Annotated in this window: 16 protein-coding genes and 1 tRNA gene; 8 read left to right on the top strand and 9 right to left on the bottom strand. The window is 33.3% G+C overall.

What is annotated here, in order from left to right; translation table 11 throughout:
- Positions 1-66 precede the first annotated feature (66 nt).
- On the bottom strand, positions 67-1,533 hold the full coding sequence (locus IPJ83_00965) for a hypothetical protein (GenBank protein MBK7879118.1): 1,467 nt from the start codon (positions 1,531-1,533) through the stop codon (positions 67-69).
- Between the two features lie 102 nt (positions 1,534-1,635).
- Between IPJ83_00965 and IPJ83_00960 the strand changes: the two genes are divergently transcribed.
- Positions 1,636-2,046, top strand: coding sequence for a MaoC family dehydratase (locus IPJ83_00960; GenBank protein ID MBK7879117.1), 411 nt, complete (start codon positions 1,636-1,638; stop codon positions 2,044-2,046).
- 466 nt (positions 2,047-2,512) lie between these two features.
- On the opposite strand, the gene gyrB is transcribed toward IPJ83_00960, so the two are convergent.
- Positions 2,513-4,447, bottom strand: a complete 1,935-nt coding sequence (gene gyrB / locus IPJ83_00955) for a DNA topoisomerase (ATP-hydrolyzing) subunit B (protein MBK7879116.1) — start codon at positions 4,445-4,447, stop codon at positions 2,513-2,515.
- 979 nt (positions 4,448-5,426) lie between these two features.
- On the opposite strand from gyrB, the gene tsaE reads away from it, so the two are divergent.
- On the top strand, positions 5,427-5,861 hold the full coding sequence (gene tsaE / locus IPJ83_00950) for a tRNA (adenosine(37)-N6)-threonylcarbamoyltransferase complex ATPase subunit type 1 TsaE (GenBank protein ID MBK7879115.1): 435 nt from the start codon (positions 5,427-5,429) through the stop codon (positions 5,859-5,861).
- Positions 5,862-5,914: 53 nt separating this feature from the next.
- Entirely contained in the window at positions 5,915-7,072 is a 1,158-nt protein-coding gene (locus IPJ83_00945; protein MBK7879114.1) for an alanine dehydrogenase, read from the top strand.
- Between the two features lie 16 nt (positions 7,073-7,088).
- On the opposite strand, the gene IPJ83_00940 is transcribed toward IPJ83_00945, so the two are convergent.
- The 6 genes from IPJ83_00940 to IPJ83_00915 all read right to left on the bottom strand — a co-directional run bounded on the left by IPJ83_00940 (position 7,089) and on the right by IPJ83_00915 (position 14,308).
- The gene (locus IPJ83_00940) at positions 7,089-10,223 is read right to left on the bottom strand and encodes an ATP-dependent helicase (GenBank protein ID MBK7879113.1); all 3,135 of its coding nucleotides are present in this window, start codon (positions 10,221-10,223) and stop codon (positions 7,089-7,091) included.
- A 38-nt stretch (positions 10,224-10,261) separates the two neighbouring features.
- Entirely contained in the window at positions 10,262-11,440 is a 1,179-nt protein-coding gene (locus IPJ83_00935; GenBank protein MBK7879112.1) for a hypothetical protein, read from the bottom strand.
- Positions 11,441-11,823: 383 nt separating this feature from the next.
- Positions 11,824-11,905 (bottom strand) — tRNA-Leu (locus tag IPJ83_00930).
- A 559-nt stretch (positions 11,906-12,464) separates the two neighbouring features.
- Complete coding sequence (locus IPJ83_00925) at positions 12,465-12,809, bottom strand: carboxymuconolactone decarboxylase family protein (protein ID MBK7879111.1); 345 nt, start codon at positions 12,807-12,809, stop codon at positions 12,465-12,467.
- Positions 12,810-12,825: 16 nt separating this feature from the next.
- Positions 12,826-13,644, bottom strand: coding sequence for a 2,3,4,5-tetrahydropyridine-2,6-dicarboxylate N-succinyltransferase (locus IPJ83_00920; protein ID MBK7879110.1), 819 nt, complete (start codon positions 13,642-13,644; stop codon positions 12,826-12,828).
- A gap of 1 nt (position 13,645) precedes the next feature.
- Positions 13,646-14,308: a hypothetical protein gene (locus IPJ83_00915; protein MBK7879109.1), complete on the bottom strand. Its 663-nt coding sequence runs from the start codon at positions 14,306-14,308 to the stop codon at positions 13,646-13,648.
- A 547-nt stretch (positions 14,309-14,855) separates the two neighbouring features.
- Here IPJ83_00915 and bamA point away from each other — a divergent pair.
- The 4 genes from bamA (at position 14,856) to IPJ83_00895 (ending at position 20,431) form a co-directional block, all read left to right on the top strand.
- A complete protein-coding gene (gene bamA, locus IPJ83_00910) occupies positions 14,856-17,363 on the top strand; it encodes an outer membrane protein assembly factor BamA (GenBank protein ID MBK7879108.1) in 2,508 nt (835 codons plus the stop codon).
- A 175-nt stretch (positions 17,364-17,538) separates the two neighbouring features.
- Entirely contained in the window at positions 17,539-18,084 is a 546-nt protein-coding gene (locus IPJ83_00905; GenBank protein ID MBK7879107.1) for an RNA polymerase sigma factor, read from the top strand.
- Positions 18,081-19,388: a hypothetical protein gene (locus IPJ83_00900; protein MBK7879106.1), complete on the top strand. Its 1,308-nt coding sequence runs from the start codon at positions 18,081-18,083 to the stop codon at positions 19,386-19,388. The genes IPJ83_00905 and IPJ83_00900 overlap by 4 nt, the downstream gene beginning before the upstream one ends.
- A gap of 59 nt (positions 19,389-19,447) precedes the next feature.
- Entirely contained in the window at positions 19,448-20,431 is a 984-nt protein-coding gene (locus tag IPJ83_00895; GenBank protein ID MBK7879105.1) for a hypothetical protein, read from the top strand.
- Positions 20,432-20,539: 108 nt separating this feature from the next.
- On the opposite strand, the gene IPJ83_00890 is transcribed toward IPJ83_00895, so the two are convergent.
- The gene (locus IPJ83_00890; protein ID MBK7879104.1) at positions 20,540-23,896 is read right to left on the bottom strand and encodes an isoleucine--tRNA ligase; all 3,357 of its coding nucleotides are present in this window, start codon (positions 23,894-23,896) and stop codon (positions 20,540-20,542) included.
- Between the two features lie 144 nt (positions 23,897-24,040).
- On the opposite strand from IPJ83_00890, the gene IPJ83_00885 reads away from it, so the two are divergent.
- Entirely contained in the window at positions 24,041-24,895 is an 855-nt protein-coding gene (locus IPJ83_00885) for a hypothetical protein (protein MBK7879103.1), read from the top strand.
- The last annotated feature ends 231 nt before the right edge of the window (positions 24,896-25,126 follow it).

Genomic DNA, 25,126 nt, shown 5'->3' with positions numbered 1-25,126 from the left:
TTTATGTGGGTGGCAAAAATAAAAAAGCCTGGCTATAAAACCAGGCTTATAAAACTTTAATTCATTTTACTTTTTCTTGGATGACTTGTTTTCAGGTACAATCTTTTCTTGTTCAGTTTTTTCCGCACTGAACATCTTTTCAAGATTTCTGTACATTTTCTTTAGATCATAAATACTCTTATACACTTCATCCATCTCCGTTCTAGTCGCTATTGGCAAATTTACCAAGAACATACTTTCCATTTGATCATCAATGTCCTTTTTAAGTCTCATTTGAAGACTGCTGACTTCAGTCATCAATTTGCTATACTGGTCGCCATTGAATAATTCGGTGAAAACCTCATCCCCTGTAACCAACCAATCCTGATACAATTTCACGAAACTATCAATTGTTTTGCCTTCTTTCAACTGATTTGCAACTTTATCTGAAAGCTTATCCATGACCTTAAGACCATTTTGATATACAAGGTACTGGAGTTCATTATTTTTGATATTGAATTCCACCATCAGGTCGTTAATGTCATTCCAGATTTTGATATTTTTAGTCGGGCCGTTTTCGTTGGTAAGTTTCGTCAAAGGAGAAACTGCTTCATTGATCGCATTTCTCCAATTGTGATACATATCCCAAGCATTAGAATAAGGATTCTGGTTCATTCCAGGAATTTGCTGCATCTGGTTTTTCATGGAGGAATAACCACTAAATCCAGATTCAGCCATATTTTTCATATACTGAACAAATTGTGTATTCATTTGCTCCATCATCTTTTGACCTTCTTCCGGCATAAATTTGAAGAAACTGTCCACAAAAGATTTGTATTTTTCTGGATTCAAAGAATTCATAAAAGACTCAGCAGTAAACGTTTTGTCTTGGATTGATTTAAACATTGGCATCCATAGTTCAAAGAACTTATTCAGACTTTCCGTCATATTGTTCATACCCTTGAACGTATCGGCAGCAGTTAAATTTGAAAATTGCTTTACCCAATCGTTATATGAATGATTCATCATTTCAAGATACTGTTTTGTAAACTGACTCCAAGAATTGATGTTTTCATTCATGTTGTTTTGTATTGAATTCATATTCATGAATGGGTTATTAGGCATCATAGAGAAGAAAGGGTTTCCATTAAACATGGAAGCGAAAGGATTAGCATTCTGCCCCATTAGTTTTTGCCAGTTTGCCATCCAATCTTTTGGATCAGAATTAAAAGCAGCACTATTTGGCTGGTTAAAAGTAGTTTTAGCCCATGTCATTTGATTTTCAAGCCATTGCTTAAAAAAATTCTGAGCCATTTCTGCGTTGTCATTCATTTGTTTGTTAGTTTTTTCGAAGGTTTCGGAGGCTTTTCTGGCCAATTCTTTTTGTGAAGAGACCGATTGCTGGAACAATTTATGAGATTTATCGATTGTCTCGTTTACCAAAGGTAGATCTTTTGTAAGCTTTTTAGAATTTTCTACAATTTGATCTACGGCTTTTGCGTGAGTGTCAATTACATTGTCAATAAGGTCTGAAGATCTGTTGGACTTTTCCATGATTTAATTATTTGTATAAAAAAAATATCTCTAATATTGCAACGCAAAATTAAGTCAAAAGGTGCCAAACCGCGTGTCAATAAAATATTAATTAAAGTTAAGATGTTACAAATAGGAGATCAATTCAAGCATAATTTTAAATACACACAGTCTGATGTGGATACTTTTGCAAAGGTTTCTGGAGATATGAATCCACTTCATATAGACCCTATTGCCGGAGCAAATAGTGTTTTTGGCAGAAATATTATTCATGGATTTCTTGGAGGAGCTGTGTTTACAAAGATTTTTGGTGTTTTATGGATGGCGGACGGTCATATATATATGAAGCAAACCATGCAATGGTTAAAGCCCATGTTTGTTGATCAGGAATATGTTGCCATTATTACTGTTAAAGAAATATTTCCTGAAAAGCATAGGGTTTTATATGATTGTTCCATTTTTGACCTCACCTCCAACGATCAAACATTTGTTGGGGAAGCTCTGTTGATGAATAAAAAACAGTACGTTTGGTAAGAATGAATTCAAACCAATAGAAGGATCAGTGTTTTTATTGTTTACTGTCTAAAAGTAACCAATAAAATATCTGAAAATTATTAATCCAGCGCATTTTATTTGTTTTACCTAGTTCATCTTTAATGCCCAATTAATAACACAAAAAGGCATTGATCTATATTAAATATATTTGGATTAATCTAAATGTAATGTCGATTAATTAAAACAGAAGATTCAGTTTTTATGGAAGACTAAAATTGTAATCATAAAGTCCATTAAATTTCCATTCGTTTTGGTACAAAAAACTTTGATGAATAAATCAAACCAGTTAAAGGATTTTGAACTAGCGACAGAAAGAGACATGGATTTGTTTTCAAGGTTTTTCACCATTCCTAAATGGACAAGGAATCATCTATTAAAAATATTTATTTCCTTGTAAGAAAAACCCCAAAACTTGGTAAAGAAAAAATAACACAGATATAAAAAATTAAATATCAATTTTTGCATAGTGGGCATGTTCTTCAATAAACTGTCTTCTGGGAGGTACGTCATCACCCATAAGCATCGTGAACCGATCCCCAGCTAAAGTTGCATTTTCAATATTAACTTTTGAAAGAATTCTTCTGGCAGGATCCATGGTAGTTTCCCATAATTGTTCAGCATTCATTTCACCCAAACCTTTATAGCGCTGAATCTGAACACTATCCTCTTTTCCTTTACCTAGTTCAAGAGAGATTTCTTTTCTTTCCTTTTCATTCCAAGCATATTTGGCTTCCTTTCCCTTTTTAACTAAGTAAAGAGGTGGTCTTGCTATAAAAAGGTGCCCATTTTCAATGATTTCATTCATATACCGATAAAAGAAAGTAAGGATAAGGGTTGTAATGTGCGAACCATCAACATCAGCGTCGCACATGATTACTATTTTGTGGTATCTTAATTTGCTGGTATTTAATACGATATCGCCTTCTTCATTTTCCTGTCGAAACACTCCAAGGGCGGTAAACATATTCTTGATTTCTTCATTTTCATAAATTTTATGTTCCATTGCCTTTTCGACATTGAGAATTTTACCCCTTAAAGGTAAAATTGCCTGAAAATGTCGATTTCTACCTTGTTTTGCTGTTCCACCTGCGGAATCTCCCTCGACTAGAAATAATTCACATTCTGATGGAACCCTGGAGGAGCAATCAGCCAACTTGCCTGGTAGCCCGCCACCACTCAGTACATTTTTTCGCTGGACCATTTCCCTAGCTTTTCTGGCAGCTTCCCTTGCAGTGGCAGCCAAAATAACTTTATCAATTATTTTACGAGCCTCTTTCGGGTTTTCTTCTAAAAAAGTAATTAAGGCATCTCCAACCACTCTTGATACGACACCAACAACCTCAGAGTTACCCAATTCTCCTTTTGTTTGACCCTTAAATTGAGGTTCAGGAACTTTTACAGAAACAATTCCCGTCAAACCTTCCCGAAAATCCTCGCCACTAATTTCAACTTTTAGTTTAGAAAACATGCCATTATCGTCACCATATTGCTTGAATACCCTGGCTAAAGCTCTTCTAAAACCACTTACATGTGTTCCTCCTTCCCTGGTGTTGATGTTATTTACATAGGAAAATACATTTTCTTGATATCCAGTATTGTATTGGAGGGCGACTTCAACTTCAATGTTTTCTTCTTTCCCTTTTACAAAAATAGGTTCTTCACAAAGAGGGGTTCTTGTTCTATCCAAATACAGCGCAAATTCTTTTAATCCCCCTTCAGAAAAAAATAATTCATTTTTAGGTAATTCCTCTCTTTCATCTTGCAGATAGATATACAACCCACTATTTAAAAAAGAAAGTTCTCTTAAGCGATGCGCTAAAGTATCATAATCGTAGACCAAACTCTCGAAAATTTCCGAATCAGGTTTAAAGGTTACTTTTGTGCCCCGATCAGAACTTTCTCCTATAACTTGAACATCAGCCAAAGGTTTTCCTCTTTCATATTCCTGCATATATACTTTTCCATCTCTTCTGACTTCAACCCGAACATGAGAAGAAAGAGCATTTACACAAGAGACCCCAACTCCGTGAAGTCCTCCCGAAACCTTATAAGAATCTTTGTCAAATTTACCACCAGCATGAAGAACAGTCATAACCACTTCCAAAGCTGATTTTTGCAGCTTTTCATGCATATCAACAGGAATTCCTCTTCCATTATCGCTAACGGTAATTGAATTATCCTTTTCAATTGTTACTTGAATGTGTGTACAGTGTCCAGCCAAATGTTCGTCAATAGAATTATCTATGACCTCCCAAACAAGGTGATGTAAACCCTTGGAATCCGTACTTCCAATATACATTCCAGGTCGTTTTCTCACCGCTTCCAATCCTTCTAAAGCCTGAATGCTACTAGCACTGTATTCTCCTCCTTTCTGAGACATATATATATTTTTATTAACGTGCAAAGGTAATGAAAATAAGGCAATTCTACTAAATATGTTCTACCCAATAATAGTGGAAAAAACATACAAAAAGTAGAAAAAACGCTCATCAGCTTTTCTTACAAAAGGCAAGAAAGTAAAAAATAATACATTATAGGAGTTAGAATTTTTTTACTACACATCAAGTATAGAAATCCAATCATTATTGTATTTAAAACTATACTTTGATGTTCAAAATTTACCCATACAAAATATGTGATATTGCCGAGGACTCATTTTCGTTTTAGAATCATTTAAAAATCCATTTTGGTACAATATAAATTAGATAGATTTTTGAGTTGCAATATATGTCAACAAAATATCTATAATTCAATGGTTGTGTGAAATTAAAAACCGTACGCAAATCAAATTCATTATTGTTTAAATATAATAAATTGAAAATCTATCAAATTAGAGGAATCAGATTTATTTTTTAACCATTTAATTTCAAGGAGGTAAATTTATAACTTTGATTTAATATGAAATAGAATGAGTTGTAAATATGATTTATATAGTCAAAAGATCGGAAAATCTCAATATCTCAAACTTTGAATGTAGATAAATTTCATTAGGGTTTTAATATACAAATTATAATACATATGTGGCAGCCACTAATTTTAAAATTTGAAGAATCGATTGAAAATATTATACAATGTAAATCTTCAATACAAAATACTTTATTAGAATAAGTTTTACCTGACTTGTTTATTTATTAGTTTGGGTTTAATAATTAATTTTAGATGGACAGATTTTGGGTAAAAAAATATTTGTAGATCAGTTTTAACCAATCTTATATAAACTATAGAAATAAAACTTAATTTTCAAAAATACACTTAATGTTTTTTAAAATGTAAAACAGTACATTAAATGTAAACAAGCGAAAAAATAAATTTCATTAGCCATTAAAAGAAAAGATGGCTTTTGTAGATTTGCATTTAGAATGGAGTATATAAGTACAGAACAGGATTTAAATTCAATTGTACCCTCACTTTTAAAGCAACTTCAAACAAAAAGAATCTGGTTGTTATCTGGGCAAATGGGGTCAGGAAAAACAACTTTGGTGAAACGAATGGGTATATTTTTAGGTCTAAAAGATGAAGTTACAAGTCCCAGTTATTCTATCATTAATGAATATACAAGTAATGAAAATTTAGTTTCAGGCAAGAGAGTTTACCATATTGACCTTTATAGACTAGGTCATATCAAAGATGCACTTGAAATAGGTATTGAGGAAATTTTGGAAGGGACGGATCTCGTAATTATTGAATGGGCAGATATAATTTATCCACTATTGGTGAAGAACTCATTTCAAGAAATACATATAGAACTCTTGGATAATCAAACCAGAAGATATATCTTGAAGCCGAATAAATGAGCAAACAAGTATTTTTTACGGTAGAGAAAAACTTTTATCAGACAAAAGTTGAGATGAAAGATTTTGCCAAAGCAAATCGGGTACTTAAAATAGGAATTCCAAAGGAAACTTTTCCACATGAAAACAGAGTTGCATTAGTTCCACATTCAGTGCATAATCTGGTAGCCAGGGGCCATCATATTTTAGTGGAATCCGGTGCTGGAGAGCGTTCTAATTTTTCAGATCATAATTATTCGGAAGCCGGAGCAGAAATATGTTACAGCTCAAAGGAGGTGTTTCAAGCGGATATTGTATTGAAAGTCGCTCCGCCTAATGTGGAAGAGTTGCAATTTTTTCGTCCTAACCAAATCCTAATTTCACCACTTTATCTTCCTGTCGCAAATACTGAATACATACAGGCATTAAGACAAAAGAGGGTTACAGCGTTAGCCATGGAATATCTCCAGGCAGAAGATGGTAGCTTTCCATTAGTTAGGGTTATGAGCGAGATCGCGGGATTAGCTGTTATTCATACAGCAGCAGAGCTTTTAACCAATACACACAAAGGAAGAGGAGTACTTTTAGGAGGTATTTCAGGAGTTCCACCTGCAAAGGTCTTAATTCTGGGGGCCGGTGTTGTTGCTGAATATGCTACTCGGGCAGCGTTAGCTCTGGGAGCGTCCGTTCGTATATTTGATGATGAAATTCATAAATTGACAAGAATTCAAAGCAGGATAGGAGCCCCACTTTATACATCATCACTTAATCCAGTGTCGCTATTACAACAACTTGTTTCTGCTGAAGTAGTTATTGGAGCAATTCATTCAAAAACCGGCAGAACACCAATTGTTGTCACAGAAGATATGGTTATGCAAATGAAGCCAGGTTCTGTAATTATCGATGTATCTGTAGATCAAGGCGGTTGTTTTGAAACCAGTGAAATAACGACACATGAATCTCCTACAAGAGTAGTTCATGGGGTGATACATTATGGAGTTCCAAACATTGCTTCCAAAGTATCCAGAACCGCATCAACCGCAATTAGCAATATAATTACACCAATTTTACAAAAGGCAGGAGAAACAGGAAGTATTGAAGAAATTTTATACCAAAACCGAGGGTTAAGGAATGGCATTTATACTTATAAGGGATGTTTGACTAATGAATATTTAAGCAGGCATTTAAACTTAAAATATACAAATTTGGATTTGCTATTAACCTCAACCTTATAAGTTAAAAGAAAAAGATTTAACTTTCTTCTATATCGTCATTTTGGCTTAGTGCACCGCTTGTATAAAAATTGCACCATACACATTCTGGTTTTTGACATCCAGGAAAAAATTGTTTATTTTGGATTTTTGCGTATGTGTCAACTATTAGATTTCCAACTAATAATTTATCTTCAGTGCTAGGAAAAATTTCAGAAAATAGATATTTGCCATAATTGTCAGGATTTACATAATAAATTAACCCGGAACTCATTTTGCCGTTAAATTGAGACTCGGTGTCCATTAATATTGAATAGAAAATCAATTGTCGCCAATATGTTCCACCGAATGGATTTTTCTCAGATGGTCTTTTGATATGATCTCGTATACTATTGGCGTTACCAGTCTTGTAATCTACGACCTTAATATTTGTTGGATAATGATCAACCCTATCTATATTACCTATTATTGGGACATTTCTGTAGGTTCGGTTTCTAAAATCATATTCTGGTTCCATTTTAGTAATATCCAGCCAATTGTTATAATGTTGATTAATAAATCCTGTCAATGACTTTTTACCTTCTTCCAGATAATTTTGAAATTCACGGGAAGTAAAATGTGAACGATGAGCCAGCATTGCTTTATTAAAATGATTTAATAGAAGATCTATATCAGGCCCATTCGGATCTAAAGTACGGTTTTTAAAAAAGTTTTCAAGGGCTTTATGAATCGCATTTCCAAAACCCATTGGTGCAGATCGAGCACCAGGTATGCGTAAAACTTTTTCATAGTAAAATTTAAGAGGACATTCCAAATATGTATTTAGTGCAGTTGACGCTAACTCAAAACGGTCTAGAAATATTTTATAATAGTTTTCATCAATTTGTACAAATGGTTTATTGAAATAGGTTATTCTCTGCTCGATTCCGCTAATAAAGTCAGATGTTTCAATGGATTTATTGATTTTTTCTATTTCTTTAAATTCTAATAGTTCTGCAATGTAAAGACAAGGTTCTAGAGATTTTCCTGAAAGAGAATGTACAGGATATGAAATTTGAATAAAATTTTTAGCTCGGGTAATTCCTACATAAAAAAGTCTTCTTTCATCTTCATGCTCTAATTTATTTAACCTTCGAAAAGGTTCGACCAATTTAAAACCAGATTCGTTTTTAGCTCGCCAATTATTTTTGGTGTTATTTACCATAAATACATATTGAAATTCCAAGCCTTTTGATTTATGGAGAGTACTTAAATAGACACCATCTTCAGCTCCAGTAAAGAGAGTTACAGGGATGGACAATTGGTGGTGTACAATTCTATCAATTAGTTTGAGAAATTTGTCTAGATCAATTTCGGGATTTTTAACAGATTGATCTTTTAGAAAATCAAAAAAGCCATTTACAATTTGAAGTTGGGTGTCTCTTTCTGGGGATTCGAGGATATAGGGTAAAATCTTGAGAGAGTAGAGAATTTTTTCAACAAGCACTTGTAATGTAAGTGAATTTATTTCCTTTATAATACTTTCTAAAGCGTTTGAGAATTCGAGGATTTTTTCTGGGTAAGAAATGCCACAAGTCGTTAAGCGATCAGAATCAGATAATAAAAGTCTTAAAGAAGATATATTTAAATATTCGTTTGAGGAATGATTAATTTCCAAATTTTTATCTAATTGATTTAGATGCCATGAAATTCTGGCAATATCAAGGGAAGAAGATGAAACGAAGGGTTGGTGAAGAATTTTATAGAGCAGATGATCTGAAGAAAATGGATTTATTGTTTCTTGATGAAGATACTTCATAATTTCCAACAATGTTATAATTATTGGTTCTTGAATTGCATTAATATCAAAGCTTGCCTTAAATGGAATTCCTTTTTTCTGAAGAATTAAACTGTAATTTGAGATTTCCTTATTTTTCCTTACAAGTACTGCAATTTCTTTATAATTTACTTTTTTAGAAAAAGTTAAGTTTTCAATTTGGTTTATCACATCTATAAATTCTGAATAATTATCAGAATACTCAACGATTTTTGGAAGAGTAGCAACATTTTTATTTTCACCTGAGGAAAGAAGGTCTTTGCTGAGATTTGGAATTTCATTAATTAAGCGATCTAAATTGGATTTAATTGAATGACCAGCCAAATCAAGGATGAATTGCGATGACCGATAATTGTTAGTAAGAAGAATAACTTCAGGGTTGTACTTATTTTTAAATGAAAGCATATTTTCCAGATTCGCTCCCTGGAAACGATAAATAGCCTGGTCGTCATCACCTACTACAAATATATTGGGTTGCTCCCAATAGGAGCATAACAGGTTTAAAAGCTCATTTTGGGATCCGTTTGTATCCTGATACTCATCTACCAGAATGTATTGATATTTTTCCTGATAGATGCCAAGAAATTCATCATCAGTTGAAAACTTACCAATAACCCACAGTATCAGATCATCATAATCATAAAGATTCTTATTATTTAAAGCTTTTTGATACTTTTCAAAGAGCTTAATGGCATCAATTGTTTTTAATAAACTGACTTTTTCTTTTTCCAGAGCTTCGACTTTAATATCTCCTTTTTGATTATTACCGGATTTTCTTTTATACGTAAATTCAGGGTCATTTTTCAAATCCGCAATTCTTTGTTGGATATTTATAATCATTTCATCGGGAGACCAATGTTCTCTCTTTATGTCAGAAAATAGTTTTTTAAGATTTTTTATGGTCTGTGCAAAATTTTCCTTGTATGAAAACAACCTGTTATCAGGTGGAAGAGAAGATAACAATTCTTCTAAACATTCTATAATGTCCAGATCATCTGCAACACTATGGTCTCCATATAAATGAAAAGATTCTGGATTATCACTTATGATTCTATGACAAAAGGCATGGAAGGTAAATATTCCAACCTCGTAGGAGAGTGGTCCAATTAACGAAGTCAGTCTTTTACGCATAGCAGTGACTCCCGAATCTGTATAAGTAAGACAAAGGATGTTCTTCGCTTCTACCAAGTTTCTTAATAAAATTGTTCCAATCCTGTAAGAAAGTATTTGTGTTTTTCCAGTACCTGGACCAGCGATTACCATTACGGGTCCTTCTGTAGTTTCAACTGCAATTTTTTGAGCCTCATTGAGCTTATTATACCCTTCGTCAAAGTTGGCCGTCACATAGACTTTTTCCATTGGTAGATGCACATCATAGGTTAATTAATAATTGAAGACTATTCACGTTCTCTTTGGTAAATGTAATCTTTAACCAACGTTTTTAGTTTTTCACCTGTATCAAACAGCAGTGTTTCATTTGAAGGAAAAGGCATAACATGTGATTTGATTTTTCTTCTCGCCTCTTCACTTAAATGGTCTCTATCCCCTTTAATGAGTTTAGCAAATTTATTTTCAAAAACCACCTCAACAGAAAGAGGTCTAGAAAATTCCACATTTTTACTAAGTTGATGTATCCATTCTAATCTACCAGTCAACAAGGAAGATTTATATTGGACAACCTCTTCCAAAGTGGAAGTATATTTATTTCTAATCTTAAATTTTTTTTCTTTTCCGACAGAGTCCAAAACAGGTCTACCTTTACTGTCAGTAACCACGTCTTCAATTTCCTCTTCAAAGACATCTTCATAGATTCTACTTTTTTCTTTTTCAGGACTAAATTGCAGATTGGTTAGATTTAGTATTATATGGTAATCATATTCTGTTAAAGGGTTTTCCTTCATATCGAAATGTTTCCAGTTTTTATTAAGGTCATCTACGGCAATGCTGAGTAAATCTCGCTCCATTTGTACAGGCATTACATTCAATGTATTGTTGATTATTTTAACCAAGAAATGTTTTGTGCCTAGCTCAATAGCAAGCTTTTTAAGTTGGCTTACATCTTTATAATTACTGTATAATTGGGATATTTTATTTAAAAGTGAATATGCTTCAATGGCTGCTTGTTTATCTTTATTCAACTTGCTTTCTTCCAATAATTTTTGAGAAGATTTGTAATAATATTCAGCAGAATTTGCTTTAGACTCTTTCTTTCTTTCTGAGGTGTTGATGAATTTAAATCCAGCTTTGTAACCGTCTTCTGAAATTAGAGGTAGAAGGCCTTCAACGAGTCTTTGCCGATTTTCAATTCTTGTATGAATTGCATAGATTTTTTCCCATTTATTTTCGTCATCATCCATTAAATACTCAGCTTCGGCAGCTAAATCTCTTTCCTGGGCTTTCTTAAAAGCAAACTCCAAATTCACCACATTTTCTCTGCTTTTCTTTTTTTTACCAGTAAGCTTAGATGTAAGTCGGCTAATGGCATCATCGTAATTGCCACTTTCGATGATTTTATTAATATTGGTGCAAGAAGAAAGAAAAAAAATAAGTGAAAAGAAGTAAATTAAATTTTTCATATAAGATGTTATGTTAAATCCATTTTATGCATTAGAATTTATATTTCAGGTTAAAATACCTTCAAATACCTTTTATACCGCTTTCCTTCCTACCCGATAAATGCGGGCTGGATTCAAGCACTTAATGAGCTTTGGTTCATTAGTTTGAAGGTAATAAAAGATTGTCCATTCATGGAAGCATTTGTCTTTATTGGTCTTTTGCCTTTCATCACGAAACCCAATGCATATAAGGGGTAAATTATTTAATACCGTGAAAATAACACGTAAAAGGAATTTATTTCTATTAATCCATGAGATTAAGCAAAGGTGGTAATTGAATACCTATAATTAAATAGAAAGGGCGTCCATTTTTGATTGAATTAAATTAAAGTACTAAAAAGGAGTACCCGGAACAGGACTTGAACCTGCAAGCCTTACGGCATACGCCCCTCAAACGTACGTGTCTACCAATTCCACCACCCGGGTATGAAGGGGCCCCAAAGATACAAAGGTAGAGGATAACTAACAAGGATTTTCCAGATGCCTACATAGTGTATTGACAAGCAAGCCTTTTGACATAGAAGCATTAATATTATATAAACAATTATATATCAACCAAATATGAATTTAATTTTAATTTTTTCCTCCAATTTCGATACACATCAAATTATTATATATAAAAAAAATTTAAATATTTTAGATCAAATATTTGATTTTCTAAAATATGTATTATAATTTTACAGCAAATCCCGGAGGCAGTGTCTCTAAACGTTATTGACACCTCTCAGTTTTATCTTCTAAGTTATAGATGACAAGTTAATTTTTGGTTTTGCCCAAAAGTAAATTGACAATGGAATTCATTATGCTTTTGCATTTTAGATAAAGATCGTAGTTTTCTTATTTTGAGACCTTAGTCGAAAGAGCCTGAATTTGCGCCGTGCAAATTTGGGCTTTTTTATTTGAAAAGACCAGAGGACCTTGGCTTCAAGGCTGAAGCGGCTAAAGAAATTTAGCAAAGGAGTAAAATCTAATAAGTAAACAAAGTTTATTTATTTTGAAGCAATTCCTCCCAATATTCAGCCGCGCGGCGAGTGTGGGGAATACAAATTGATCCACCGACCATATTTGCAATAGCAAAGACCTCGTATATTTCTTCTGTGGTGGCCTCAAGTTCGTGACATTTACCCAGGTGATATTTAATGCAATCATCACATCTTAAAACCATCGAAGCAACCAAACCTAAAAACTCTTTTGTTTTAACTGGTAGAGAACCCTCCTGATACATTTGATGATCTAAAGAAAAAAACCTTTTAAGAGGTAAGTTATCTTGGGCAAGAATTACCTCATTCATTTTACTTCTATAATCATTAAATTCTGATTGAAGAGACATATGGTGAATTTTTAATTTATTGACCAATTCCAAAATCTCTTAAAGCCTCATTTAGAGAGACTTTTTTATCCGTTGTTTCTTTTCTTTTCCCAATTATTAATGCACATGGTATTTGAAAAGATCCGGCGGGGTATTCTTTATTATAAGATCCTGGAATCACAACAGAGCGTGCCGGAACTCTTCCCTTATAATGAATTGGTTCTTGACCTGAAACGTCAATTATATGAGTTGAAGAAGTAATGACAACATTTGCTCCCAGAACTGCCTCTTTCTCTATTATTGCCCCTTCTACAATTATACACCTTGAGCCTATAAAACAATCATCTTCAATAATATTGGGTTGTGCTTGAGGAGGTTCTAATACACCCCCAACCCCCACACCACCGGCGATGTGCACATTTTTACCAATTTGTGCACAAGAGCCTATGGTAGCCCAAGTATCAATCATAGAACCCGACCCAACATAAGCTCCAATATTTATATAAGAGGGCATTAAAATTGCACCTCGTTCTATATGACTTCCATATCGAGCGATAGCATGAGGGACCGCTCTCACGCCGAGTTCTTCGAAATTGGTTTTAGTTGGAATTTTATCATAAAATTTCAAATCTCCTGCATTAATTACTCTATTTTCAGAGATCGGGAAATAAAGTAATATTGCCTTTTTGATCCATTCATTAACTTTCCAAATTCCAGGGGAAAGTTGCTCGGCGACTCTTATAGAACCAATATCCAGTAGACGGATAACTTCCTGTATAGCCGATTTATTTGGAGATTCTTTCAACAGATCCCGGTTGTCCCAGGTTTTGAGGATGATTTCTTCTAATTGGTTCATATTAAAAAGTATAAGAAAGTGCCAACAAGATAGAGATAAAACCAATTATAAAGCCAAAATAGACTTCTTCCAAATTATGCACGCCAAGCAAAATTCTGGAACTTCCCACCCACCCACTTAAGAAAATTAAAATGCCAATAAGATGATTTAAGTGAAATTCAGATGTATTTAGGTTAGAAAATCTAAAATAATAAACACCATCCTGACAAAAATATAATCTGAGGGATAACCAAAAACAAAGCATGCTTCCGAAGGCAAGCATGTGTAAACTCAATTTCATCCAATTGTTAATCACGAAAGCCAAGACGATTGAAATGATACTTCCCAAAATGAAGGCAATGAATACTTTTGGGATATTATCATCTTTTTTCAAGTTGACGTACATCCATAAGTAAAAAATAAGACAAATAATCAAGGGTATAATCCTATCGTATTTATCGGTCATTTCAAAAGATTTGATCAAACCAACAAACTTTAATAAGGCAACAGCAACTAATGGAATAACGCAAGTATAAATTAAGACAAGTATTATCAATAAACCTGAGTCACTAAAATGATTGATACCAAACCAATGGGGTTTAAGACATACTAATAAAAAGAAAGTATAGATAAAACTAAAAAGAGGATGAAAAATATAGGCACTTAATATAGATAAAAGTCTCAAAGCAAATTTTTACAAAAATAGCAGAACTATTGATTATAAAGTATCAAATTCAGAAAGTTTAATTAATTCAAACGTCATCCATCCATAAGCTGAGTTCAGGATATTTTTTAGATTCAAAAAACTTTTCTATTATATATTTTAATAAAGCTTTCAACAAGGATCTAACTAAATTATTGATCTAAATTGTCTGCAGCTAAACTTTTACAAATGACAAAAATAAACTGCTAATCATTAAGGAAAAAATTGATTTGATTTTAACCAATAGCCAGTTGAGTATTATATTGCATATTCCCCATTATTAGAAAAACCAGCTACTAATCTATTCAGACATGCAATTAAGAGATCGTAAATTGTATCTCATCTTGAATATTAAAAAAGGAAGGCATGTAGGAAATCATATTCCCAAAATTAAGAACTTATAGAATTAGGTTCAAATCCAGATTAAATTGAGCAACAAATCCTATAATACACGATCTTTATTAATAACTTCGCATTTGCAATGAGACATTGCATTTTAGCGTTGTATTCTTTTAGTCTTTTTTTGTTTATGAGAAATTATATTTTTATTGTACTTAGCTTTTGTCTTTGTTTGATCCACGCACAGGAGAAGACTTATCTTGATTATGATAAAAAGTCATATGAGATAAGCGCCATCCATGTTAAAGGAAATCAATATAGCGATGCTAACGCAATCATTGGAATTTCAGGGTTAAGGGTGGGGCAAAAAGTTTCTGTACCAGGTCCGGAAATACCCCAAGCAATAAAATCAATTTATAGACAGAGGTTATTCTCAGCTGTTGATATACAATTTTCTAAAATAATGGGGGATGTAGTAATCCTCGAAATTCAGGTTTCAGAAAAGCCAAGATATTCGAAGCACTCCTTTAAGGGCGTAAAAAAAGGAGCTCATGAGGAGTTGAACGAATTGGTAAACAGCCAGTTATTGAAAAACAGTATCATTACAGAAGATGTAAAGGAAAACATCATTTATCGGATAAAAGATCATTATCTACAAAAAGGATTTCTAGACTGTAGGGTTAAAATTTTTGAATTTAAGGAAGAAAAGAAGGAAAATTCTGCAAGGCTAGTGATTGATATAGATAAGGGGCGAAGGGTGAAAATTTTCAACATTACTTTCTCAGGAAATGAGCATATAAAATCCTCCAAGCTTAGAAAGCAATTAAAAGAAACGAAGCGTTTATGGCAAGTTTTTTCAAAATCGAAATATATTGAAGATGATTTTGCAGAGGATAAATTGAAACTAATAGCTTATTACAACTCAAAAGGCTTCCGAGATGCAGAAATTACCAATGACTCGATTTGGAGAACGAAGAGAGGAAATCTTAAAATTCAAATTCAAATTGAGGAAGGGAAAAAGTATTATTTCAGAAACATTACTGTTAAGGGGAATAGTTTATACCCGGAAGATCAAATAAAAAATGTCCTTTCAATCCAAAAAGGAGATGTTTATGATCAGGACCTTTTAGCAAAAAGGTTAAGTTTTAGCCAAGATGGAAGAGATGTGAGTAGTTTGTACATGGATGAAGGATATTTATTTTTCAAGGCTGAACCCATTGAGATGAATATTTACGAGGATTCAGTGGATATTGAAGTCAGAATAATTGAAGGGCCACAGGCTACCATTGACAGGGTTACCATAAAGGGCAATGATCGAACAAATGAACATGTAGTTCGCCGAGAGATAAGGACAAGGCCAGGTCAAAAATTCAGTAGATCAGATATTATCAGGTCCCAAAGGGCTATTATGGCACTTGGGTTTTTCAACCCAGAAACCATGGGAATCAATACACCTGTCAATCCTAGGAGAGGAACCGTGGACATTGAATATTCTGTTGAAGAAAGGCCATCTGACCAATTAGAGTTATCTGCAGGCTGGAGTGCATTTGGGTTAATTGGCACACTTGGGGTGGTTTTTAATAATTTTTCCACCAGAAATATTTTTAAAAAGTCGGCATGGAGCCCATTGCCTCAGGGAGATGGACAAAAGCTCTCATTGAGGGCACAAAGCAATGGTAAATTTTTTCAATCTTATAATTTTTCATTCACCGAGCCATGGCTGGGAGGGAAAAAACCGAATTCTTTTACTTTAGGCGGGGTATTTACACAGGTTGACAATACTTCGGTTGGGCAAGGAAAATTTACTAATCTTAGGTTTTCGGCAGCTTTGGGATCACAACTGAGGTGGCCTGATGATAATTTTATCCGAACCAGTGCCATAAATCTAGAGAGAATATCATTGGTAGATAATCCATTATTTATCGTGGATGGTGTTGCGATCAGAGATGGAAATTTTTATAATTTCTCCTTTAAGCACACGATCGCAAGAAGTACAGTTTCAGAACCGCTATTTCCTCGTTCGGGATCCAGATTAAGCTTATCTGCCCAATTGACACTTCCCTATTCATTGTTTAAGAAAGATTTTAATCCAGCAGATTCCCCGACAGAAAAGTACAAATGGGTAGAATACCATAAATGGAGATTTGATGGGGAGTGGTATTTTAATCTTGTCAGCAAATTGGTTTTCTCCTTTAATGCCAAAATGGGCATGTTAGGGTATTATAATAAGAAACTTGGTGCACCGCCTTTTGAAAGGGTTTCACTGGGTGGAAATGGCTTGAATAACCAAAATTTTGCCATTTTAGGAAGGGATATAATTGCAATGAGAGGCTATGAACCCGAAGATATTGCCGCAAGAAATACGGATGAATATTATAATACGGTAGATAGGGGCTTCGCTACAATTTTCAACAAGTTTACGGCTGAATTGAGATACCCACTTTCTTTAAATCCTAGTGCAACTATTTATGCCACAACATTTTATCAAGCAGGAAATGCGTGGTATTCTTTCAAAGAATACAATCCTTTTGATTTAAGAAGATCAGCTGGAGTTGGGGTAAGGGTATTTTTACCAATGTTTGGATTGCTTGGATTTGATTATGGATTCGGCTTTGACAAACCATGGTTAGTTGAACAGAACGCATCCCTTAAGAGTTATGCCAGATTTAACCTAATCCTGGGATTTGAACCAGATTAATGAGCAATTAAGATATTGTGTGGTTAAATCAAGGATCAATTGCAGACCAAAATCTTATATAATTATAATTTTTGCTGGTCGAGTAACAAACAGGGTTTAAACAGTTTCTTCTATTTTTATTGAAATTGTCTTTTTGAGGCAACAAATATTACTTTCAGGCAGTCAAGTCTCAAGGATGGACAATAAACTTCTGGTATATAAATGTCTGAATGGGGATCAAAAGGCTTGCAAGAACCTATACGACAATTATGCACCCGTCATGATGGCGGTATGTCAGAGGTACTGTAAAAGTCAAGTTCAAGCAGAAGATTGCTTACAAGATGGATTTATCAAAGTTTTTATTCATTTGGAAAGTTGGAATGCAAGCGGAGACCTTGGCGCATGGATTCGAAGAATTATGGTAAACACCTGCCTTTCCAGTCTGAAGAATGCAAAGACCGAGTGGTTGAGTTTTGAGGATGAGATCGTGACTAACGTTTCAGTTGAATGTGATGCAGTTTCGAGAATGAGCTATCAGGAACTCGAGCAACTACTTTTAAAAATGCCTATTGGATATAGGACCGTTTTTAATCTACATATTATTGAAGGATATGGATATGATGAAATAGCGTCGATGCTGCAAATAACGGAATCGACATGTAGATCCCAATTACATAAATCGAAGAATTATTTAGCAAAAAAAATATCTGAAATACAAGCTGAAATAAAATATGCAATATGACAAACAATTGGTTAGATATTATAAAAGAAAAATTTTATTTCCAAGAAAAAAAAGTTCCTGAGCAGATTTGGTTAAATGTTCAAAAAAATTTACCGAAGAAAAAACAAAGGAGAGGATTTTTCATACCTATTTTTTATTTGAGTATAATTTTTATAGCCGGTTATAGTGTATCAAGGTATATACAGAAAAAAAATTCCTTGGTTTTTGATAATAATTTATATGATAGCAAGAATTTTGAATTGAATGAAATAGCGTATCAATCCAATTTAATACCAATAAAAAACCAATTTAAGGAAGAGGATCAATCAATAGTATTTGATGAATTATCAAATGTTAGTAAAATAGAGTTGAAAAATAAAAAATTAATTCTTGCAAACAAAAGCGATTCGGGGCATACCACATTAAAACAAAATTACAATACAGGAATTCCAAAGTTCAAAATCAAGGACTTGTTTTATGAAATAATAACAGGAAAAAATACTAATACTCAACCAGGTGAAGAATTAACAAAACTAGAATTTTTACCTCCTCGAGCAAGAGAATTAGTGATACAATCAGAATGCGACATTAGAAAAAACACACACACGGAATGCTTTAATTTTAAAAGGAAGAATGCAAGAAAGCTGTCACTTGAGATTTATGCAGGCCCCGGATATAATCCTTATAAGTTAATTACCAAATCAGAACATAGCGAGGGATTCCAGCAAAAAAGGCTTGAATCAGAAAAATCAATGATCTCTGGAATAGCTGGTATTAGGGCCGTGTTTTCCTTTTCACAATTTGCCATAAGGGCGGGGGTAGAATATCAACACATTTATGAACAGTTTAAATATAGAAATTCCAATGATTACAAGGTAGTACAGGTATACAAAGATAGTCAGTTAATAAGAATCGATACATTATTTGGGTCACGATATTTACGTATAAATAATTATCATCGGATGATTCATATTCCAATTTCATTTGCCTATGAATTTAGAAGGGAAAATATTTGGTATTCTGTTCAACCTGGCATAGGAATTAATATATGGTCAAATCACAGAGGGATAATCTATGATTCATTTCTAAGACCAACGTCTGTCCAAACGGCAAGTACAACTGGGCAGGATGTTTTTAAAACTAGGGTTGGTGCGTTTGCTTTTTTAAATTTTCAGGTATCCAAAAGTATTTCTCCTGATATTAAAATATTTATGGAGCCTGGCGTCATTTATTTTATGAACACTTTCAGCAATAGAGATTTTTCTTTAGACCAGAGATATGTCTCCTATCATATTAAGCTTGGAATAAATTATAACATCAGATAAATTACAAGGCAACAAAGGGAGTTGTTTTAAAGTCAAACAAGTAGACAAAAAATTAAAAAATGAAAAATTTAAAATTATTATTAGGAAAAGTTTTATTATTCCTGATTTTATACTTCTCCATTTCATCTTGTAGAGATATAGATGAGTTTATTCAAAGTGAATCAAACAATATATTAATAACAGATAGAGATAAAATATTAAATTCATTTGGTGAGTTAAAAACATACAAAGCTTCATTTGAGTTTTATAATAACCATGGAACTACTTTTTATTTTAGCGATGGTTCCTTCATAAGCTTTAAAGCTAATTCCTTTGTTCTCAATGGTATTCCAGCTGGTGAAAAAATTATAAAGGTTGTTGTTGAAAGAGCATTAAACAAAAAAGAAATGATAGAAAATAGTGTGGGAACAAACTCGGGAAATGAAGTATTGATTTCTGCAGGCATGTTTAATGTGAAAGCATATATAGAAAACAAACCAGTTGAACTTGCCAAAGGAATGGATTATCAAATCAGGTTGGTTTATGAAAAACCAATTTCACCAACCATGGAATTATTTTACGGAGAGGAAACTATTTCTGGTATAAATTGGGTGGAAGCGGATGCGAATCCAAATGTTCAGAACAATGTTTTTAAAGTAAGATGGGAAGATTCTTCAAGAGCTTTTATAGGTATTGAATGTTTTCCAAAACGTTTAAATTGGATAAATTGCGATTACTTTGCAAAATTTCAGTCACTTGAAAAAACGAAGCCCTGTATTAATCCTATTTTTCCCATGAGGGGAGACAGCATTTCAATTCAGGTCTTTTGTGTTTTTAAAAGCTCAAATGCTGTGATATCTCCTTGTTGTAATGGGAATGGGGAGGAGATTTGTTTTGGTCCTTTACCAGTTGGTGAAGAAGTTATATATATTGTGTTGGGAAAAGGAAAGTTAGATTATTATTTAGGGTTTGTTGAAAAAAAGATAATTTCCAACGACAAATTTCAATTAAGCCTAGATGTAAAAACTCTTCAAGAGGTCAAAGAGTTTTTAAGTAAGTTATAAATCGTTTTCAATGATTATTTATTGATTTTTGGCAATTATTGAATTTAATACCTAAATAATAATTGCCAGAATTTTTTCAAATAAATTTTGGTTTAATACTACGGGTGATTAATTACTGCTTAGAATAATTTCATAAGCAATAGTTAAATTAACATTTAGTTCCATTTTTTCATCGAAAATATCCTCACAAACCTCTAATTCATCTGCCAGGACTTCATTACATATCATCTCTTTAAAAACATGAATGACCTTTATCACTTCGGGGTGACTTTCAAGTTTAATAAGAATCCTGTCCGTAATATTGTAGTCTCTTGATTTTCTGATATTTTGAATCCGATTTATTATTTCCCTTGCGGTACCTTCTAAAAGTAAATCTTCTGTAAGGTTGATATCCAAGGCTACAGTAATATCATTATCGGAACTAACCAACCATCCAGGAATATCTTCCGAAAATATTTCAACATCCTCCTTAGTTATGTTGTACATATTATCATCAATTTTTATTTCGATAAAGGAGTGTTTTTCAATATTTTGTATTTGAAGGTTATCAAAATTTGATATGATGTTAATCGCCTGCTGCATATGCCTACCCAATTTTTTTCCTAAAGTTCGAAAATTTGGTTTGGCTTTCTTTTTAACTATACCAGTATCTCCAGAAATATATTCTATATTCTTAATATTTACTTCTGCTTTGATTAAATCCTCAACAAGTTTTATATCTGCCTTAAAATTTTCATCTAAAATTGGAAGTAATATTCTGGATAGAGGTTGTCTAACACGAATTTTTTCCGATTTTCGCAGAGACAGAATAAGAGATGAAATTCTTTGTGCATAATTCATTCTTCTCTCTAAGTCAAGGTTTATCCAAGCATTATTTGGATGTGGTAAAGAAGATAAATGAACTGAAATAATATCCTCTGAAAATTTATCATTAGAACCTTCTGTTAAATTTTTATACAGCCAGTCTGCAAAGAACGGAGCAAAAGGTGCGATTAGTTGGCTGACAGATACCAGACATTCATATAGAGTGCTAAAAGCTGCAATCTTTTCGATTGAAGAATCTGTTTTCCAAAATCTTCTTCGCGACAGACGCACATGCCAATTGGATAAATCATCGTTCACAAATTTCTCCACCAACCTAGTACATATGGTTGGTTCATAATTATCCATGTTGATTTTATATTCTTTGATTAAAGATTGCAGTCTTGATAATATCCATTGATCAAGTTCTGGTCTTTTATCTACAGGAATAATGTTATCTTTATTGAATTTAAATTGATCTACATTGGCATAGATTGCAAAAAAGTTATAGGTATTGAAAAGAGTGCCAAAAAATTTATTTCTTACTTCCGTAATTCCATCTAAGTCAAATTTTAAATTTTCCCAAGGATCTGCATTACTTATCATATACCAACGAGTAGCATCGGCCCCATAGGTTGATAGCGTGGAGAAAGGGTCAATTACATTCCCTTTTCTTTTAGACATTTTCTCACCATTTTTATCTAATACCAATCCATTTGATACTACGTTCTTGAAGGCAACAGAATCAAAAACAAGGGCTGCAATTGCGTGAAGTGTATAAAACCAACCGCGGGTTTGATCTACTCCTTCCGCAATAAAGTCAGCAGGAAAATTTTCTGCAGAAAGACTAATTCCGGAAAAAGGATAATGAATTTGGGCATAAGGCATAGCCCCGCTGTCAAACCATACATCAATCAGGTCAAGTTCTCTAAGCAAGGGTTCATTACCCTCTTCACTTACCAAAACGATTTGGTCTATAAAGGGTCTATGTAAATCTTGTGGAATAATTTGAGAAAGGTTTAGCAATTTGTTAGCTTTCGCTATTTCATGTTGTAACTCCTCAATTGAGCCAATACATTTTGTAATATCCCCAGCCTTGTTTCTCCAGATCGGGAGAGGAATTCCCCAATATCTAGACCTGGATAAATTCCAATCTTGCAAATTCTCCAGCCAATGTCCAAATCTGCCAACACCTGTAGATTCTGGTTTCCAATTTATAGTATTATTTAATGCCACCATACGATCTTTAATGGCGGTCACTTTAATGAACCAACTGTCTAGCGGATAATATAATACCGGTTTGTCAGTTCGCCAGCAATGAGGATAATTATGGGCATATTTCTGAGCATTATAAAGTTTCCCCTCTGTTTTAAGTTTTATCACTATACGCTCGTCAACAGAAAGATAGCGATCTAATCCAAGTCTAATTTTTTCATGATGTTTTTCTTCTTCGGAAAGGAAGTCCTCTTTTACATATTCATGAGCAAAATCGGTCACTTCAGCAGTGAATTTACCCTGTCTATCTACTAATGTTAACGAGCCAATCCCATATTTTTTAGCCACGCGCATATCATCTGCCCCAAAGGATGGTGCTATGTGTACAATACCAGTTCCGTCTTCTGTAGAAACAAAATCGCCAATTAAAATTTTAAATGCATCCCCATCAGTTGGTTTTGAATAGTTGAACAACGGAAGATAACTGATACCCTTCAAGCTAGTTCCTGGAAATTCCTGAGTTACGATTCTATACTTTATGTTTTTGTCCAAAGGTTCTGGTAAAGGGTCAGATGATATCCATTCCATTTCTGGTTTAAACCATTTTGAGATTAGATCTTTGGCAAGAATTATATAATTTTTAGACTTTGTATAAGGGTTAAAGGTTTCAACAATGCAATATTTTATTTTTTCACCAACTGCCAGAGCAGTGTTTGAAGGTAAGGTCCACGGCGTAGTAGTCCATGCTGCACAAAATAGAGGATTAAAATCCTTTAAGAAAGAATTAATTCCGAGCTGCGGCTCTAATTGTAATTGAAAAAGAGCCACGGCAGAGACATCCTTTACCTCTCTATAGCAGCCTGGTTGATTTAATTCATGGGTACTTAATCCAGTTCCAGCAGCTGGAGAATATGGCTGAATGGTAAAACCTTTATAAAGTAAATTTTTTTCATAAATTTTTTTCAGTAGATACCAAACCGATTCAATATAATCGTTTTCAAAAGTGATATAAGGATTATTAAGGTCAACCCAATATCCCATTTTCCTGGTAAGTTCGTCCCATTCACTTTTGAAACGCATTACTGTTTCACGACATTTATGGTTGTATTCGTCAATAGTTATTTTGGTTCCAATGTCTTCCTTTGTAATACCCAATTCTTTTTCTACACTTAACTCAATTGGAAGGCCGTGTGTATCCCAACCACCTTTTCTAAAAACCTTCTTACCAATCAAAGTCTGATACCTGCAAAAGATATCCTTCACAGTTCTACCCATAACGTGATGAATCCCGGGTTTGCCATTTGCGGAGGGAGGACCTTCATAAAATACAAAATTTTCGGCTCCAGTTTTATTTTCAATACTTTTCTCAAATACTTTGTTAGTTTCCCAAAAATTAAGTATTTCCTGATCAATATCCTGTAAATTCAGGCTCTTGATTTCTTTGTACATAAAATCCTGTTTTTAATAAATGTGCAAAGATAAGGAAACAGTTCAAATGGCTTTATCTAAATACCTATGGATTGGTAAAATCAAAGAACAAAAGACCTATCTTTGCAAATATTTTTCTAAGTGTAGGTATTTTAAAATCATTTTTTGGAACAATATCATTTTATAATAAACCCAAAGTCAGGATCCTATAAGGGGCGGGGCATTATTCAAAAAATCAATGTTGGTTTTGAAGGATATAAAATTAATATTCATGTAACCGAATACCCAGGGCACGCCAAGGAAATTGTAAAGGAGCTAGGAGCGCAAAATAATCAAATTATTGTTGCTGTTGGTGGAGATGGCACAGTCAATGAGATTTCAGAAAACATGTTGTTTGGTTCCAATTTATTAGGAATAATTCCCAGTGGATCAGGTAATGGACTTGCAGGCCATATGGGTATAAGTAAAAATATTGAATCGTGTTTTGAAAAAATTAAAAAAAAGAATTTTATTGAATGTGATGTGATTAAGGTGAACGATTTTATTTCTTGTAATACAGCAGGAGTAGGTTTTGACGCCTATGTTGCCAAAATTTTTGGAAAAGATGGTCGAAGGGGTTTTGGAGCATACTTAAGATTGGGTTTGTCTGGATATTCAAAATATCCCGTAATACAAGCCAATTTTCTTAATGAAACATTTACCGGATTATTAACATTGGAAATTGCCAATTCTTCACAATTAGGAAATGAAGCATATATCTCACCAAATTCAAAAAACTGGGATGGAATTGCAGAAGTTGTTTTGTTTAAAAAGCCAAAATTTTATCAAGTTCCGGGAGTGATGTATGACGTTTTCACCAAGCGATTTGATCAATCGAAATTGACAACAATTTATGCAATGAAGGAAGGTATAATTCATTTGAACAGATTAACAGATCTACACATTGATGGAGAATATAGAGGTGAGACAGACATCTTAGTTTTTAAAGTGCTGCCAAAGGCATTAAAAATAATTTGTTAAAGAGTGTAGTTCAATTAATTTTATGACATTTTACTCCTAATTGTCAAAACAGACATGAAAAATTTAAATTGTGGAATGAATTAGAAATGAAGAGTTGATATATATAATTTTTAAAAATTTTGACCAAATATTCTGTAGAGGAAAAAATAGTGATAAATAATTTTTGTATGTTATCTATTAACGATGTATAGTTTCAAAAATTTAATTATCGACCTACATTACTAAATTTAA

The organism is Candidatus Vicinibacter proximus (assembly GCA_016713905.1).
Taxonomy (GTDB): Bacteria; Bacteroidota; Bacteroidia; order Chitinophagales; family Saprospiraceae; genus Vicinibacter; species Vicinibacter proximus.
Note: the sequence above shows the minus strand (reverse complement) of the source record. Positions and strands in the feature narration are given on the sequence as shown.

Coding starts and splice junctions, on each gene's coding strand:
- IPJ83_00965 (MBK7879118.1), bottom strand. CDS start 1,533: ATGGAAAAGTCCAACAGATCTTCAGACCTTATTGACAATGTAATTGAC.
- IPJ83_00960 (MBK7879117.1), top strand. CDS start 1,636: ATGTTACAAATAGGAGATCAATTCAAGCATAATTTTAAATACACACAG.
- gyrB (MBK7879116.1), bottom strand. CDS start 4,447: ATGTCTCAGAAAGGAGGAGAATACAGTGCTAGTAGCATTCAGGCTTTA.
- tsaE (MBK7879115.1), top strand. CDS start 5,427: ATGGAGTATATAAGTACAGAACAGGATTTAAATTCAATTGTACCCTCA.
- IPJ83_00945 (MBK7879114.1), top strand. CDS start 5,915: ATGAAAGATTTTGCCAAAGCAAATCGGGTACTTAAAATAGGAATTCCA.
- IPJ83_00940 (MBK7879113.1), bottom strand. CDS start 10,223: ATGGAAAAAGTCTATGTGACGGCCAACTTTGACGAAGGGTATAATAAG.
- IPJ83_00935 (MBK7879112.1), bottom strand. CDS start 11,440: ATGAAAAATTTAATTTACTTCTTTTCACTTATTTTTTTTCTTTCTTCT.
- IPJ83_00925 (MBK7879111.1), bottom strand. CDS start 12,809: ATGTCTCTTCAATCAGAATTTAATGATTATAGAAGTAAAATGAATGAG.
- IPJ83_00920 (MBK7879110.1), bottom strand. CDS start 13,644: ATGAACCAATTAGAAGAAATCATCCTCAAAACCTGGGACAACCGGGAT.
- bamA (MBK7879108.1), top strand. CDS start 14,856: ATGAGAAATTATATTTTTATTGTACTTAGCTTTTGTCTTTGTTTGATC.
- IPJ83_00905 (MBK7879107.1), top strand. CDS start 17,539: ATGGACAATAAACTTCTGGTATATAAATGTCTGAATGGGGATCAAAAG.
- IPJ83_00900 (MBK7879106.1), top strand. CDS start 18,081: ATGACAAACAATTGGTTAGATATTATAAAAGAAAAATTTTATTTCCAA.
- IPJ83_00895 (MBK7879105.1), top strand. CDS start 19,448: ATGAAAAATTTAAAATTATTATTAGGAAAAGTTTTATTATTCCTGATT.
- IPJ83_00890 (MBK7879104.1), bottom strand. CDS start 23,896: ATGTACAAAGAAATCAAGAGCCTGAATTTACAGGATATTGATCAGGAA.